Source organism: Dyadobacter endophyticus (assembly GCF_014641595.1).
Taxonomy (GTDB): Bacteria; Bacteroidota; Bacteroidia; order Cytophagales; family Spirosomataceae; genus Dyadobacter; species Dyadobacter endophyticus.
This window is the reverse complement of sequence record NZ_BMIA01000001.1, coordinates 1,936,131-1,950,887: the sequence shown is the minus strand read 5'-3', so window position 1 is coordinate 1,950,887 and position 14,757 is coordinate 1,936,131. Positions and strand designations below refer to the sequence as shown.

Annotated in this window: 14 protein-coding genes; 11 read left to right on the top strand and 3 right to left on the bottom strand. The window is 50.5% G+C overall.

Annotated features, from left to right (window positions below):
• Positions 1 to 70 precede the first annotated feature (70 nt).
• A complete protein-coding gene (locus IEY24_RS08080; protein WP_188930419.1) occupies positions 71 to 2,374 on the top strand; it encodes a penicillin-binding protein 1A in 2,304 nt (767 codons plus the stop codon).
• A gap of 81 nt (positions 2,375 to 2,455) precedes the next feature.
• On the opposite strand, the gene IEY24_RS08075 is transcribed toward IEY24_RS08080, so the two are convergent.
• A complete protein-coding gene (locus IEY24_RS08075) occupies positions 2,456 to 3,826 on the bottom strand; it encodes an FAD-binding oxidoreductase (RefSeq protein WP_188930410.1) in 1,371 nt (456 codons plus the stop codon).
• Positions 3,827 to 4,049: 223 nt separating this feature from the next.
• Here IEY24_RS08075 and IEY24_RS08070 point away from each other — a divergent pair, with 223 nt between their 5' ends.
• Both IEY24_RS08070 and IEY24_RS08065 read left to right on the top strand, forming a co-directional pair.
• The gene (locus IEY24_RS08070; protein ID WP_188930408.1) at positions 4,050 to 5,084 is read left to right on the top strand and encodes a sensor histidine kinase; all 1,035 of its coding nucleotides are present in this window, start codon (positions 4,050 to 4,052) and stop codon (positions 5,082 to 5,084) included.
• Positions 5,081 to 6,124, top strand: a complete 1,044-nt coding sequence (locus IEY24_RS08065) for a sensor histidine kinase (protein ID WP_229221600.1) — start codon at positions 5,081 to 5,083, stop codon at positions 6,122 to 6,124. Before IEY24_RS08070 ends, IEY24_RS08065 begins: the two co-directional genes overlap by 4 nt.
• Positions 6,125 to 6,127: 3 nt before the next feature.
• Here IEY24_RS08065 and IEY24_RS08060 read toward each other — a convergent pair whose 3' ends face one another.
• Positions 6,128 to 6,811 carry a hypothetical protein gene (locus tag IEY24_RS08060; protein ID WP_188930407.1) on the bottom strand — a complete coding sequence of 228 codons (684 nt, stop codon included), beginning with the start codon at positions 6,809 to 6,811 and terminating at the stop codon, positions 6,128 to 6,130.
• Positions 6,812 to 7,112: 301 nt separating this feature from the next.
• On the opposite strand from IEY24_RS08060, the gene IEY24_RS08055 reads away from it, so the two are divergent.
• The 5 genes from IEY24_RS08055 (at position 7,113) to IEY24_RS08035 (ending at position 11,351) form a co-directional block, all read left to right on the top strand.
• Positions 7,113 to 7,907, top strand: coding sequence for a LytR/AlgR family response regulator transcription factor (locus IEY24_RS08055; RefSeq protein WP_188930405.1), 795 nt, complete (start codon positions 7,113 to 7,115; stop codon positions 7,905 to 7,907).
• Between the two features lie 129 nt (positions 7,908 to 8,036).
• Positions 8,037 to 8,897, top strand: coding sequence for a c-type cytochrome (locus IEY24_RS08050; RefSeq protein WP_188930403.1), 861 nt, complete (start codon positions 8,037 to 8,039; stop codon positions 8,895 to 8,897).
• 137 nt (positions 8,898 to 9,034) lie between these two features.
• Positions 9,035 to 9,778 carry a LytR/AlgR family response regulator transcription factor gene (locus IEY24_RS08045; RefSeq protein ID WP_188930401.1) on the top strand — a complete coding sequence of 248 codons (744 nt, stop codon included), beginning with the start codon at positions 9,035 to 9,037 and terminating at the stop codon, positions 9,776 to 9,778.
• Positions 9,779 to 9,856: 78 nt separating this feature from the next.
• A complete protein-coding gene (locus tag IEY24_RS08040) occupies positions 9,857 to 10,192 on the top strand; it encodes a YegP family protein (protein WP_188930399.1) in 336 nt (111 codons plus the stop codon).
• Positions 10,193 to 10,310: 118 nt separating this feature from the next.
• The gene (locus IEY24_RS08035) at positions 10,311 to 11,351 is read left to right on the top strand and encodes an AI-2E family transporter (protein WP_188930397.1); all 1,041 of its coding nucleotides are present in this window, start codon (positions 10,311 to 10,313) and stop codon (positions 11,349 to 11,351) included.
• Between the two features lie 6 nt (positions 11,352 to 11,357).
• On the opposite strand, the gene IEY24_RS08030 is transcribed toward IEY24_RS08035, so the two are convergent.
• Complete coding sequence (locus IEY24_RS08030; RefSeq protein ID WP_229221584.1) at positions 11,358 to 12,020, bottom strand: hypothetical protein; 663 nt, start codon at positions 12,018 to 12,020, stop codon at positions 11,358 to 11,360.
• Positions 12,021 to 12,134: 114 nt separating this feature from the next.
• On the opposite strand from IEY24_RS08030, the gene IEY24_RS08025 reads away from it, so the two are divergent.
• The 3 genes from IEY24_RS08025 (at position 12,135) to IEY24_RS08015 (ending at position 14,740) form a co-directional block, all read left to right on the top strand.
• The gene (locus IEY24_RS08025) at positions 12,135 to 12,923 is read left to right on the top strand and encodes a mechanosensitive ion channel family protein (RefSeq protein WP_188930395.1); all 789 of its coding nucleotides are present in this window, start codon (positions 12,135 to 12,137) and stop codon (positions 12,921 to 12,923) included.
• Between the two features lie 103 nt (positions 12,924 to 13,026).
• Entirely contained in the window at positions 13,027 to 13,764 is a 738-nt protein-coding gene (locus IEY24_RS08020) for a hypothetical protein (RefSeq protein ID WP_188930393.1), read from the top strand.
• A 40-nt stretch (positions 13,765 to 13,804) separates the two neighbouring features.
• The gene (locus IEY24_RS08015) at positions 13,805 to 14,740 is read left to right on the top strand and encodes a PepSY-like domain-containing protein (RefSeq protein ID WP_188930391.1); all 936 of its coding nucleotides are present in this window, start codon (positions 13,805 to 13,807) and stop codon (positions 14,738 to 14,740) included.
• Positions 14,741 to 14,757 lie beyond the last annotated feature (17 nt).

The window sequence follows — 14,757 nt, the reverse complement described above, 5'->3', positions numbered from 1 at the left end:
TTCTAATAGCTGATTTGTGGATCAAATTCACTTATTTGGTCGGTTTATTGGACGTTACTCTGGAAAATACATGATTCAACTGAAACCCGGGAAATACCGGCGTCGCATTCTTTTACTCTGGCGTACATTCGGCATTGGGCTGGCTTTGCTGATATTTTACATTACTGCCGTTAACTACAATTTTTTCTGGCTTTTCGGCGGAATGCCGGATTTACAGGCGTTAGAAAACCCCAAAAGCGAGATCGCTTCCGAACTGATCTCGCAGGATGGCAAGTCGATCGGTAAATACCTGATTGAAAACCGGTCGCCGGTGGAAATCTCCGAAATTTCGCCCAATCTCATCAACGCATTGCTCGCGACGGAGGATACCCGCTTTATCAGTCACTCGGGCATCGATCCTCGGAGCCTTTTGCGGGTGGCGAAGGGCATCCTCACGGGTAATTCGAGCTCAGGCGGCGGTAGTACGCTCACACAGCAGGTCGCCAAAAACCTGTTCAATACGCGTTCCGAGGAATTTGAAGGGAGTTTGGGCAAAATACCCGTCGTCCGCATCGTGATCGCGAAAACCAAGGAATGGATTCTTTCCATCATTCTTGAAAGGAAATATACCAAGCAGGAGGTCATGCAAATGTACCTGAACACGGTGTCGTTCGGGAACAATGCTTACGGGGTGAAGGTAGCGGCTAAAACGTATTTTGACACCGATGTGCGCGACCTGGATTTAACGCAATCGGCATTGCTGGTAGGCATGCTGCAAAACCCGACGATCTACAACCCGATGCGGTTCCCGCAGAATGCCATTAACCGCCGCAATACGGTACTGGCTCAAATGGCGAAGTATGACGACATTACCGAGGACGATTTCAACGAGCTGAAAGAAAAGCCGTTGGGCTTGCATTTTGCCATGGAGACGCACGCCAATGGTCCGGCGCCCTATTTCCAGGAATCGATGCGCGGATATATGAAGGCCTGGGTGAAGCTATACAACGAGGAAAACGGCACGGACCTGAACCTCTACACAAGCGGCCTGCGCATTTACACCACCATCGACTCGCGCATGCAGGAGTACATGGAAGACGCGCTAACCCGCCACATGAAAGAGCAGCAGAAGACTTTCAACGATCACTGGAAGGGCCGCAATCCCTGGATCGACGAAAATGGGAAGGAAATTCCGGGCTTTATCAATACAGCCGTTCGTCGCCTGCCGTATTTCAATGTGCTTAAAAACAAACTGGGAGAAGAGGAGGCGTGGAAAGTGATGCGGAAGCCTTATAAAATGAAGGTATTTTCCTGGGATGGGGAAAAGGAGGTTACGATGAGCCCCATCGATTCCATCAAATATTACAAGCACTTCCTGCGCGCAGGCATGATGGCCATGGACCCACGTAATGGGCACGTGAAGGCGTGGGTAGGAGGGATCAATTTCAAATATTTCCAGTACGACCATGTGAAGCAAGGCAAAAGGCAGCCCGGATCGACTTTCAAGCCATTTGTTTATACGGCAGGTTTGGACAAAAACTTTATAAACCCTTGTGAAAAGATCATGGACTCGCCCGTGACATTCCAAGCCGGGGTTGATGACGTTCAGGAAGATTATACGCCAAAAAATTCCAATGGCGTGTACTCGGAGCAGCCGCTGTCGCTCCGGCAGGCATTAGGGAAATCGGTGAATTCGGTGACTGCTAACATTATGAAAATGGTGAAAGCCAATACTGTCGTGGATTACGCCCACAAGCTGGGCATTACCAGCGATTTGCCCGCTACCCCTGCGCTTTGCCTTGGAACGGGCGATGTCTCCATCTACGAAATGGTATCGGCCTATTCCTCATTTGCCAACGGGGGGTACAAGGTGATGCCCATGACGATCCTGCGCATCGAAGACCGCCACGGCAAGCTCCTGGCCGAGTTTCATGAGCAGCAGAGCCAGGAACTCAGCGAAAATATGGCCTATAATATGCTGTACCTCATGCGCGGCGCAGTGGAAGACCCGGGCGGCACGGCAGGCCGCCTGCGGCAATGGGGTGTTACAGACGGCAATGAGATCGCGGCCAAAACCGGTACTTCGCAGAACCATTCCGACGGCTGGTTTATGGGCATGACGCACAATCTCGTGGCAGGTGTGTGGGTTGGAGGCGAGGACCGAAGCATTCACTACCGCAGCCTGGCGCTCGGGCAGGGTGGGCGCGTGGCCATGCCTGCATGGGGCGCATTCATGCAAAAGGTTTACAACGACCAGACGCTCATTCAATACCGCAAGGGCCCGTTCCCGCGCCCGGAAGGCTACACCGGCGAATGCGCGACCGACTCGACGCAGGTTTCCGAGGATGTTTACACGCCACCGGCGAAATCGGATGACGAAGGGGTGTTATTCTAAAAAAATGGCCGTTAACTGTCAGCCTGAGCGGCCAAAGGCGTCACGCAAGACGCCTTCGACTCCGCTCCTGGCTGACAGTTGTTATGCCGGTTTGATGTTCTGGTTGACCCTGAAAACATTATCGGGGTCATACTTGGCTTTAATGCGCGTTAGTTTTTCGTAGTTGCTTCCATAAGTCGCCTGCACACGGTCGGCACCTTCATCCATCATAAAATTGACATAAGCGCCGCCAGCGCCATGCGGATGCAGTTCCTGCCAGTAATCGCGCGCGAAACCGGTAACCAGATCCTTTTCGGCGTGATCGGGCGAAATGCCTACGATTACCATGGACCAGGTGGCATCGCGGTAGTTCCAGGCGGTAGCGTCGTTCCGTATCCGGCCGGCAGCGCCGTTGATCGGGTAGAGGTGCATGCCCGAGAAAAAATTGGGGATCTTGTGCGCGTGTTTGATATGCACATCCATTACTTCCGGGCTAAGGTGTTTCACAAAGTCGCCTTTCCAATACCAGTAGTATCCGGGCACAAAAAGGTCGTCGAACATGGTTTGCAGCGCCGGAACGGGTAGCGGCCCTACGGCGTCGATCAGCGGCTTGCGGAACTTGCGTACCAGATCGAAAACTTCCGCTGCCTCCTCCTCATCGATACAGCACCATACAATGCCGCACATCAGTTGAAGGTGGTATTGTTCGGGAAATATGGGTGCTGGGGGGATTTTGTGAAAATTGAAAAAGCCACTTACACTATCCGGTGCTTGCTTGATAAAATCCTGGTACCACTCCATCATCGCTTTGGCGTCGTTGATATCCCAGAACATCGGCCCGCCGTACACGGTATGCACCTCGTGTGCGCGGAAAAGAAACGAGGTTACCACACCGAAATTGCCGCCCCCGCCACGGAGAGCCCAGAACAGGTCCGGATTTTCCGTAGGGGATGCCTTCACCCTCGTTCCATTGGCCAGTACCACTTCTGCTTCGAGCAGGTTGTCGATCGTCAGTCCGCCGAAGCGTGTCAAATGTCCCAAACCTCCTCCGAGCGTAAGCCCTCCGATGCCCGTTGTCGCATTAATCCCCGTAGGCACGGCAAGCCCGTAAGGGTGACCCGCTTTGTCGAGATCGCCCAGCAGGCACCCGCCTTGTGCCCTGATGGTACGGGCAACCGGGTCGACGGTGACGTTGCGCATGGCCGAAAGATCAATGACTAACCCTTGGTCACATACGCCGAGGCCGGCGCCGTTGTGGCCGCCGCCGCGTACAGCCACCAGCAGGTCGTTTTCACGGGCAAACTGAACGGCTTTAATGACGTCCGTCTCGTCCGCGCAACGTATAATGAACTCGGGGCATTTGTCGACCATACCGTTGTGGACTTTCCTGGCGGTATCGTAGTCGGCATCGGCAGAAGTGATGACCCTGCCCCTGAAATCGGGGATTGTTTTAAAGGAACTGTTTGCTTCCATCTGAGAAGGAGTTTAAATGAGGAACAAGAAAAGTCTTGCCGGCCCGGGGAGGCCGCATTCAGATGATTGTGGTGTTGCAAAACAAGTTAACGAGCAGTGGGCCGGAAATATATCGTTGAAGGCACGCGCCCAGGCATTATAAATATAGCAATTTTTAATATGAGGCTAAAAAAATATATTTGGAAGATTAATTGCTTCCTGGACCCAAATATCCCGGTATAACTTGAAAAATCCTTCGCAATGGAAATGGTTCCGTCCGCTGGTGATCCTCGTGTGGGCATTGCTGCTGAACCTTTTTCTTGTACAGAAATTTATCGGAAGTAATTGGAAAAGCCTCACCATCACCCTGGCGTGGCTCGGCTGCACGCTCATTACCTGGCAGCTCATGGCGCAATGGAGCGAAAAATGGCGTGTGCGATATCCCGATATTTCACAGACCCGGCAGCGGATCATCGTGACCTTCTCTGGCTACCTGGCTATCGAGGTACTCAGCCAGGGCTTCTTTTTCCTGCTCATGTATTTCGCGCGTTGGGATTGGGAGGTTTTTACATTAAAGGAATATGGCATTTACAACATCCTTTGTGTGGTGACGCTCTTCGCGGTGGGCGCTATATATGAGCTGATCTATTCGTTGAACCAGTACGGGGTTGCGTTGCAAGAGGAAGAGGCGATCAAGAAGAAAGCGTTGCAAAATCAGTTTGACAACCTTAAAAACCAGGTTAACCCGCACTTTTTATTCAATAGCCTCAATTCACTTTCCGCACTCGTGGAAGAAGACCGCGTGCAGGCGGGCGCATTTCTCGACGAACTTTCAAGCGTTTACCGCTATTTGCTCCATACGAGTGAAAATGGCCTGGCATCGCTCAAAAGCGAAAGTGATTTCATCAACTCGTACCTCTTTCTGACGAGTACCCGTTATGGCTCGGCGATAGAAGTGGAAATGGATATGGACGACAGCTGCGCCAACTGCATGGTGCCGATGCTTACATTGCAAACGCTGGTCGACAATGCGATACGGAATAATGTGGTCATGAAGCAAAAACCGCTGAAACTCTCGATTGCGACGCAGGGCCGCCAGCTCGAAGTCCGTAATTCTATTCAACCGAAGCATGTTAATGCAGCCCGTGAAGGCCTGGAAACGCTCATTACCCGATTCCGTGACCTGAACCTGGAAGAGCCGGTACTTTTCGACGACGGGGAGACTTTCACTGTGAGAATACCGATAGGAACACCCCGTAATCAATTCGAAACGACGTGAAGCTGCTGGTAACATACACCAAACAGGATATCTGGATCGCCCTCGCTTTGCTGCCGGCGTATATTTTCCTGATGAATTACCTGCTGGTAGGGAATATTTATTTCTCGGACATTTCAGTATTTGCAAAGGCAACGCTCGTGTCTACCATCGTTTTCGGGCTTGCCTATCAGCTGGTACACACCCGTATCGGTCTTTGGTTCCGCAAGCAGTTTTCGCATTTTAAACAAACACCCAAACGGATGCTGCTCATGATCCCGGCGCATATCGTTTGCAACGTAGCGATTATCAGCGGGCTCTTTTTTGGTTATAAAGCGGCGCGTTTCCCGGGCTACGTATATGACCTTACGAGCTTCGAATGGGCGCTCGCGTTGGGCGCGCTCATGAACGTCGTGGTCACGTGCATACACGAGGGCGTGTACGCGTTCGAGCTTTGGCAGCAAAAACTGCTGGAGACCGAGAAGCTGCGCAAAGCGAACCTGCAAAGCCAGTTCGAGAGCCTGAAACAGCAGATCAATCCGCATTTCCTTTTCAATTGCCTTAACTCGCTCTCCTCGCTGATCGAGGAAGATGCCGAACTCGCCACGCAGTTTATCGATGAAATGAGCAATGTGTACCGGTACCTGCTGCGCAGCAACGAGTCGGAGCTCACGACGCTGGAATCCGAACTGAACTTCGCGAGTTCCTATTTTCACCTGCTCAGCACGCGTTACGGCAGCAATTTGCGGTTGGAAGAAGAAATCGACCCGGCATACCGCGGCCACATGCTGCCGCCGCTGACTTTGCAATTACTCATGGAAAACGTCGTGAAGCACAATGTGATCATGCCTCAGCAGCCATTGTATATCCGCCTCAATACCACGATCGACGGCAGGCTTGTAGTTTCTAATAATTTGCAGAGACGCTCCATGAAAGTCGCTTCCAGCCGCATTGGTCTCGCCAATATCGCGACCAAATATAGTTTGCTCGGCCAGGGAGAGATCAATATCGACGAAAACGCGCAAAGCTTTTCCGTCAGCCTGCCGCTGCTGGAATCGGCCTAGCTGTTATTTATCAGGTAGTTGCAGTAGTTTTTCGCGTGATCCGAAAGAAAGTTGCCCCGTGTGCGCGACTTCATACACGGCCGACTGCACAATGGCGGAAATAGCTGCCGGCGGCATGCCACCATCGTAATCCGCTGCATTGATTTTCTTAGATTCCAACATGCTAAGGAGCTCAGGTATGTTATAATGGTTGGTCAAAACCGGCTGTGCCTCGAAACTCGTGGTGCGAGCTCTGCGGTCCTGATTGATGGAGCAGGTCATTAAATGTAAAACCTGGCTGCTCTTTGCAGGTATTGTGGTAATTAAATCCTTTATAATAAATCCATTAGGCGATTCTGTGTTGTCTGAAATGAAAATTGCACCTGCCGGAATTTTTACCGTTACCGGCGTATCGAAGCTGTTTGAAAATTGAATGCAAAAGCCTACATCGCCGACGCCGTAAACTAGTTTGCCAGACTGGTCGGCGCAGTGCTCGTCCCAATGCGGGCTGTCGACAACTTTAATGCCTGGCGGAAAGCTGACCGGCGTACCTTCCGGACGTCGTATGGAACTGCCGAAGCCAGGCGCCGACGATTTCACTTCATCAGGTACGGGAGCGGACTCAATGCAGCCGGACAGTACTGCTGCCAGCACAAGAAAGTACAGGAAATGCACGCTCGTGCCGGCAGGGAATTTCTTATTTTTCATGGCTAACAGATTTGCAATTGCTTGTGCCAAATTAGGACGGCACAGCTGCCTCGCCGCGGGCATTGTGTATCAAATGTGCCATGCGGTAGGTGAAGCGTACGAGTCGGTGTATGGAACGTTTGCAGGTGCGGATCGGGCGTTTCAAGGTCATATTATGTCGGTACCGGTGGCACGGTGACGTTTCATGGGCGGTAAATACCGTTTCATAGGACGTTTATGCGTTTCCGTTTCCCGCGGGTTTCGGGAATTGGTTATCTTGACTTAAATTTTCACCCTTAAACATGAACAACAAAACCGGCTTATGAAGGTATTATTGATTGAAGACGAGGACCTGGCGGTGAGAAAACTCTCCAAACTATTAACTGAAATTGATGGTAATATAGAAATTGTGGGTAAAGCAGCGAGCGTGCAGGAATCAGTGGAATTTCTGAAAGACAACGAAGTGCCCGATCTGATCCTGATGGACATCGAGCTCGCCGACGGCCAGAGCTTCGAAATATTCGACCAGGTGAAAGTGGAATCGCCGGTGATATTCACGACTTCCTATGATGAATATGCGCTCCGGGCATTCAAAGTGAATAGTATCGACTACCTGCTGAAACCGATTAAGCGCCAGGAGCTGGAAGCGAGCCTGGCAAAATACAACCGCCTTACCAAAGGTGCCGAGAGCGATCCTGCGAAACATGCCGCCAACCTCGACCGCGATGCGATCGACTCGCTGGTAAAGCAGCTGCGCCAGCAAATGCAGCCATCGGAATACCGCAAGCGCTTCCTCGTGAAGCATTTACAGCAATGGGTGCCGATAGAGGTGACCGATATTGCCTATTTTTATTCGGAAGAGGGGACGAGTCTTTTCAAATCAAAAAACAATCACAAATACCCGATCGATTATACGCTCGACGAACTCGAAAAAATGCTCGACCCGGACTGCTTTTTCCGGGCAAACCGCCAGTTCATCATCAGCGTGCATTGTGTGCAGCAGATCAATCCTTATTTTAACAACAAGATCAAACTGGCGCTCACACCCACGCCAGAGAGCGAGGTGATCATCAGCCGCGAAAAGGCTATGGACTTCAAGAAGTGGCTTGGTAAATAGGTTACTACAATTCATGCAGCTATAATGACGCTTCGACGGATTTGACAATGGAAAAGGCTGGCCGACAGGGCATTTTTGCAACGCCGGCCAGCGTCGGCAGTTTTTACAAACTGTTATTGTCAAAAAGCCATGTTAAAAAAAATCCTGAAATGGACCGGCCGTACGTTGCTGGTCATCATCCTGCTTGCCATCGGTTACTACACCAAGGCCCACATTATGATCGGCAAGCGTCAGCACAAAGTTTATGCGGTGAAGCCCGTCAAACTGGACATTCCCAACGACTCTGCTACGCTCGCCATGGGCAGGCGCCTCGTGACTACCAAAGGCTGTACCGATTGCCACGACAAAGACCTCGGCGGAAAAGTACTCTTCGAACAAAAAGGGATCGGCCGGCTTACAGCCCGGAATCTCACCAAAGGAAAGGGCGGCGTGCCCAAAGATTTCGATACCGACGACTGGGTACGAGCGATCCGCCACGGCGTGCAGCGCGACGGTACGCCGCTGATTTACATGCCTTCGGCCGGGTTTAATCAGCTGAGCGAAACCGATTTGAAAGCTGTGATCGCATATTGCGCACAGGTACCGCCTGTAAACCGTGAGAATCCGCCGAGCGAGATAGGCGTGGGCGCTACCATCATGGCCGATCTGGGCGAACTGGAACTGTTTGAAGCCGAAAAAATAGACCATAAGGCGCCCGTTCCAATGGCCATTCGTGAAGGCGTTACCCCCGATTTCGGCAAATATGTGACCCAGATTTGCACGGGTTGCCACAAGCCCGACATGAAGGGAACGCCGGGAGAGGGCGGTACACCAGACATTTCATCTACAGGGAAAAGCGCCCGCTGGACCGACGAGCAGTTTTTCCAGACGCTCCGCACGGGTAAACGGCCGGATGGTACCGAGCTGAAAGCACCGATGCCATGGCAGATGACCGCTGCATTTTCGGATACCGAAATGCGGGCGCTGCGGATGTACCTGAAAAGTATCTGATGCTATTGCCGCGGACCCGCAGGGATGGCGTTGGAGTTTTCCCGAATTATTTGGAAATTGAGCGCCATCTACTCAGCTCGCTTCTTCTCATTACTTGACCGGTCAATTGAAATGTATCTTTTCACCGGATTACTTTTATGAGCAGAATTAAATGTTTGATCATCGACGACGAACCGTACACTGCGAGCGTTCTCGAATCCTACATCGGCGAGCTGGATTCGCTGGAACACGTGGGGACATTCTACCACGCGATCGACGGACTGATGTATCTTCAGCGGCACAAGATCGACCTCCTTTTCCTGGATGTGATGCTTCCGAAAGTTACCGGAGAGGCGTTTCTGAAAATGTTACCCTGCCGCCCGAGGGTCATTTTCCTGTCGAACAAGAAAAAACAGTGGGCGCCTGGCGGCGACGACCACATCGTCGACTGCCTGGTGAAGCCCGTCGCTTTCGAGGAATTTCTCGATAGTATCGACCGCTATTACGCCACGATTCCACCGGTTGTAAAGCGAAGTTTCCAGCGGAAGCCCAGGAAGAGGAAGGTAATCCCGGATCAGGGGCCTTTTGTGTATCTGTTTTCGGGAAAGTCGGTGGTGAAGATATTTCTTCGGGAAGTGCTGTATATCGAAGGGGTCAAGAACTACGCGAAGATCAAAACCAGCGAGCGGGAGATTATCGTTTACCAGGGACTTGCCGCGATCGAATTGCGGCTGGCGGGAAAGGGCTTTATGAGGATACACCGCTCGTTGATCGTGTCGATCAGCAAAATAACGGCATTCAATGAGCAAATGATCGAAATCGATACGCATATCCTGCCCGTGAGCGCTCCCTATCGCGGGCGGGTGGCGCGGCTGATCCGGGCCGGCATCAAGAACGTATAGCGTTTTTTCGACAACGTATAGCATTGCATTGATAAAAGATAATCGTACTTTGAAAGCCTAATCCAATCTTTTCAAAACATGGGAAAATTTGTAATAACAAAAAGGGCCAACGGAGAATTTCAATTTAACCTGAAAGCCGGAAACGGTCAGGTAATCCTCGCCAGCGAAGGTTATACTACGAAGGCTGCTTGCGAGAATGGTGTTGAGTCCGTGAGAAAAAACGCGCAGGACGATGCTCGGTTCGAGCGCCTTACTTCCAAAAACGACAAATTCTACTTTCTTTTAAAAGCAACCAACGGCCAGTCGATCGGTAGCAGCGAAATGTATGAAAGTGCAGCCAGCCGCGACAACGGGATCGAGTCCGTTAAGAAAAATGCACCCGATGCAGAAGTAGACGACCAATCGGCGGCATAGCCATCCCGATATACAGAAAAACGCAGCATAACAGGTTATGCTGCGTTTTTCTTTTGCCTATTGCCGGAGCCACTGGTATAATAATTGCACTGCGTATATTGATAAAAATCAAACATTCATGGTCGCAGACTTTAATAACCGAATTCGGCAGGTAGCGTTTCTGCTGATTGTCACCGCGTTGGCAATACTCGTTTTCAAGGAACTTTATGTTTTCTTCCCCGGCTTCCTGGGTGCCCTCACGCTTTATATCCTTTGCCGGAAGTACTATTTTCACCTCACCGAACAGCGGAAGTGGAAGAAGGGCCTCACTGCGATCCTCTTTATGGTAGTGTTTATGGCCTGTATTGTGGTGCCGGTATATTTTGCAATCCAGATGATTTTTCAAAAGATCAATATGATCGTGGAAAATCCCGAACCCGTAAATCATGCGATTGACGCAATATCCTCACAACTCCGCGAATGGACCGGGCAGGACTTGCTTACCAAAGAGGCTACGACGGACATCCGTAAAAAAGCGGCGAGCTTTATCCCCGGGATACTCAACAGCTCAGCTACCATGGTTGGAAATCTGCTGATGATCCTTTTCCTGGTCTTTTTTATGTTTAAAAACGGTCGGCTCATGGAAGATACGCTCGAACATTTTATTCCGCTCAAACACAAGAATATAGAATCGATCGCAGACGAGACTTGCGGCATGGTGCGTGCCAATGCACTAGGCATTCCGCTGATCTCACTGATCCAGGGACTGGTGGCACTGGTGGGCTATTGGATTGTCGGCATCGAAGACTTCGTGCTGCTTGGGCTGATCACCGGTTTGTGTGCATTCTTCCCGGTGATCGGTACGGCGATGATATGGCTGCCGCTTGTGATATTCCTGTTTTCAAAAGGTGAAACCGGAAAAGCGATCGGTCTCGCCGCTTACAGCGCAGTCATTATCGGAAACATCGATTATGTGGCGCGCATCACCTTTTTGCAGAAAGTCGGGAATGTGCATCCGGTAATCACCATCCTGGGCCTGATCGCCGGGTTGAGGCTCTTCGGCTTCTGGGGTTTCATCTTCGGTCCGTTACTGATCAGCTACCTGCTGCTGCTCATCAGGATTTATCGGAGTGAATTTGGGGCGACGGCCGTTAACCGACCGCCGTCAACCGACCACTGACCGCTATTAGATCTCCCCATCCGCCTTCGATCTGATCTCGTAATTGTGCACCCCATCAGGCGCTTCTGACCATTTGTATACCACTTTTTTAAACCGCAGGTCATTCACGATCCCGTAAATGTTCTTCATGAAATCTTCCTGAACCTGCTTCGGTTTGAACATTGTACCTTCAAAAGTCAGTACCTCCTGGTGACTGCCTGCTAATCCAATGACGACATGCTGCTCGTTGAGCGCTTCCTTTTTGGATTCGACATACTCGGTGCGCAATTCGGGGAAGTCGCGCTCCTGGACTTGTACCATTTTCTTTCTCAGGACTTCACGCTGTTCAGCGACCTGCTTGTCGGAGTTGGACTTAGCTTCGTTATACAAAGCAGTATTCGACTTGTGCCACGAAAGTCGCGTGGCCAAATCGGTGTCGCTATCGCCGTTTTTAAGTTTTAAATCGACATCGCTGATCTTGTTTTGCAGGAAGAGCGACATATTCTCGTTGGCCGCCTTGTCGACCGGCTTTGGGGCATAAAAGTAAAACCCAATACCCGCGGCGATCGCCGCCATGATCAGGTACACTGCATATCGGCCAACCGTGGCCCGGCCAATCGTGGCGCGGCCTATCGAGGCCCGGCCAGCGGTGACCCCGGATGATTTGGTTTGTTGATGATGGATTTCCATGTCTGTTGGGATTTTTCCTTAACTAATTGAAAGGCGAGGGTCAAAAAATATGCCAACGGGCATTGGAACGGATTTTTTTCGCGAGGCCGGTATCTAAATCAATGAAGTCAAATCATGAAAATTCAGCAATTCTATAACAAAGCTTACGCGTGGATATTGGAAACCGGGCCACCCGTTCTCTTGGGAATAGGCGTATTGATCGCCGGCTTCTGGCTCATCCGTCTGCTCTCGCGTTGGCTCAGCACACACATGTCCAAACGCGACATCGACCCGTCGCTCACACCCTTCCTCCTCAGCCTCGCGGTGACCTCTCTGCGGGTGCTGCTCGTAATCTCCGTGATGCAGATAGTAGGCATTCAAATGACGGTTTTTGCCGCTTTGATTGGCGCAATTGGTGTTGCGGCGGGCCTGGCTTTGTCGGGTACTTTACAAAATTTCACGAGTGGCGTACTGATCCTGATCCTCAAACCTTTTCATGTGGGCGACAACATCGTGGCACAGGGGCAGGAGGGGACCGTCGAAGCGATTAGAATCTTTTATACGGTGGTGAAAACGTACGATAACCGCAAGGTAGTGATCCCTAACAGCAAGCTCTCGAATGAAGTGATCATCAACGTCAGCGGCTCGGGCAACAGGCGGCTCGATGTAGAGATGAAATTTAGCAACAGTATCGATTTCAGGGAGGTTAAAAACATCGTCAATAATGTCCTCGATCATGCCCAAAGTGCCCTTAAAGTCCCCGCAAGACGTATCGGGATATCCTCCATCGAGCCGGACGGTTACAAAGTGATGGTGAATGTGTGGCTGGACGCGCACGGTTTTGTGGACACTAAAATGGAAATCCAGGAGAAACTAATGGAGGCTCTGAAAGGCTCCGGTCTCAAACTTCCGGGAATGGCTTAAAGTTTTTTCCCGTTCCGTGCAGCGTTTTTTTGAAAGTGGGTGTCTTCCTGCATGTTCCGCCCCACGGGCGAACCTGCGGGAAGACTTTTTTACGATCTGACGAATGATAATAAAGCATGGAAAAGCCGGACGCGAACGGCAGACCTGGATATGCTTAGCAAACAGCCTTCTTTTTGTAATGCTGTCGTTGCTGGCATGCGACACGGAAACGAATGTAGGACCGAAATCAGGCCAGGGGCTTACAAAAGCCGAATTCCTGGGCAGGATGATCGTACAGGAAAGGTATTGGCGCATCGAGGAAATGGCCCGTCAGGAAGAAGATCAGATTGCAACGGTGAATGTAAGGGAGGTATCCCCGTTGCTGAACAGCCATTACCTGAACGAAGTGATCCCGATGGTAGCGGTACAGTTTGGGCGGGGCTATTTCGGGAAGGGCGTCGTCAGCGAAATGAAGATGTCGGGCGCTTACGGCAACGTCCCGTTTGGTGAATTTAAGTGTGTAATGATGCCCCGGACGGTGAAGGAAAGTGGGGAATGGGCCTGGGACAGTGAGCGTAAGGTAATGAAATTCCCACTGCCAGAAAGTATCCGGTCTCTTGCCGGGGCATTGTCGGGAAGCGACTGGCGGCCCGATTCGGGGTATGTTGCCAGCGAGCCTGCCCCATTGTTCCGGGGCGTGGAAGAAGCCCGAAGAGCGGCCAGTTCAGAGCGGATACGGATCGTGGTGGAAGAGCAAACAGAAGCAGGAAAAATAACTTATGCTTTTATAATGCGCGCAGCCTGGATGACGGACGTCGAATACCGGGATGCGGAGCACAAATTAGGAGTATCCATATATTAAATATACAATTGGCACCCCGGCGATCAACTTATTTGATGCTATGAATGAAAGAAGGTATACCGACAGATTATTTCTTTTAATTGTTTTAATCCTCGTTCTGGAAGGATGCAGCAATTATAAAGATCGACAGGTGATCCCGCCGGAAATATTGCCGGAAGCGATCATCAAAGTAATGTCCGATGCATATCCAGACGCTACGGATGCTACTTTTCAGGCAATAGAAAAGGAAAAACTCTATGAGGTTTATTACAAATTGAATGGCAATCCTTTTCACGCGGCTTTAAATACAAAAAAGATATTGAGCGTGTACCGGATGTATGGTGCGGTTCCCGATTCAATGCGACAGTCGTTACCCTCCCGGAGCGTGAGCGGCGGCGTGGCAGATGTTTACAAAGAGCCTGTGCCTCAGGTGAATGAGGATAAGGTTTTCCATTCCAAATATACCTGGAATAACAGTGAATACCTGCTCACATGGGTGCGATATAAGCCTGCCAATGCTATTAAATATGTGATTCGGTTAGAGCCTTATGTCAAGTTTTCCTACATTATCGGAAAAGATGAGCTGCATACGCTGCCCGGTCCGGTAGTAAGCTTTCTGGAAAGAGAAAAGCTGAGGTTTTCAAATGCTCGGGTTTCTATTAATGCAAATAATGAAAAAGAATATGAGGTGAATGCATACACTGCATCGAGTACCAGTTATGAATTTTCTTTTAATGCTCCGGGTAAATTGATCAGTACCGTTTATCGTGCCGAAGCATTTTATTATCATATTGATGAATACCCTGAGAAAATACAGAACTTTGTAAAAGGCTCGGCATTTGCCTCTTTGAAAATACTCGAGGGATATAAGTTTTCGGATCCCATTGGGACAGGTTATGTGATCGTTTTGCAGGGGACAAACGAAAATTGCCAGTTCAATTTCGACCAGGATGGAAACTTTGTAAATATGTCGTATCAAACGACGATATACCGGTGAAAGAACAATAATTGTTT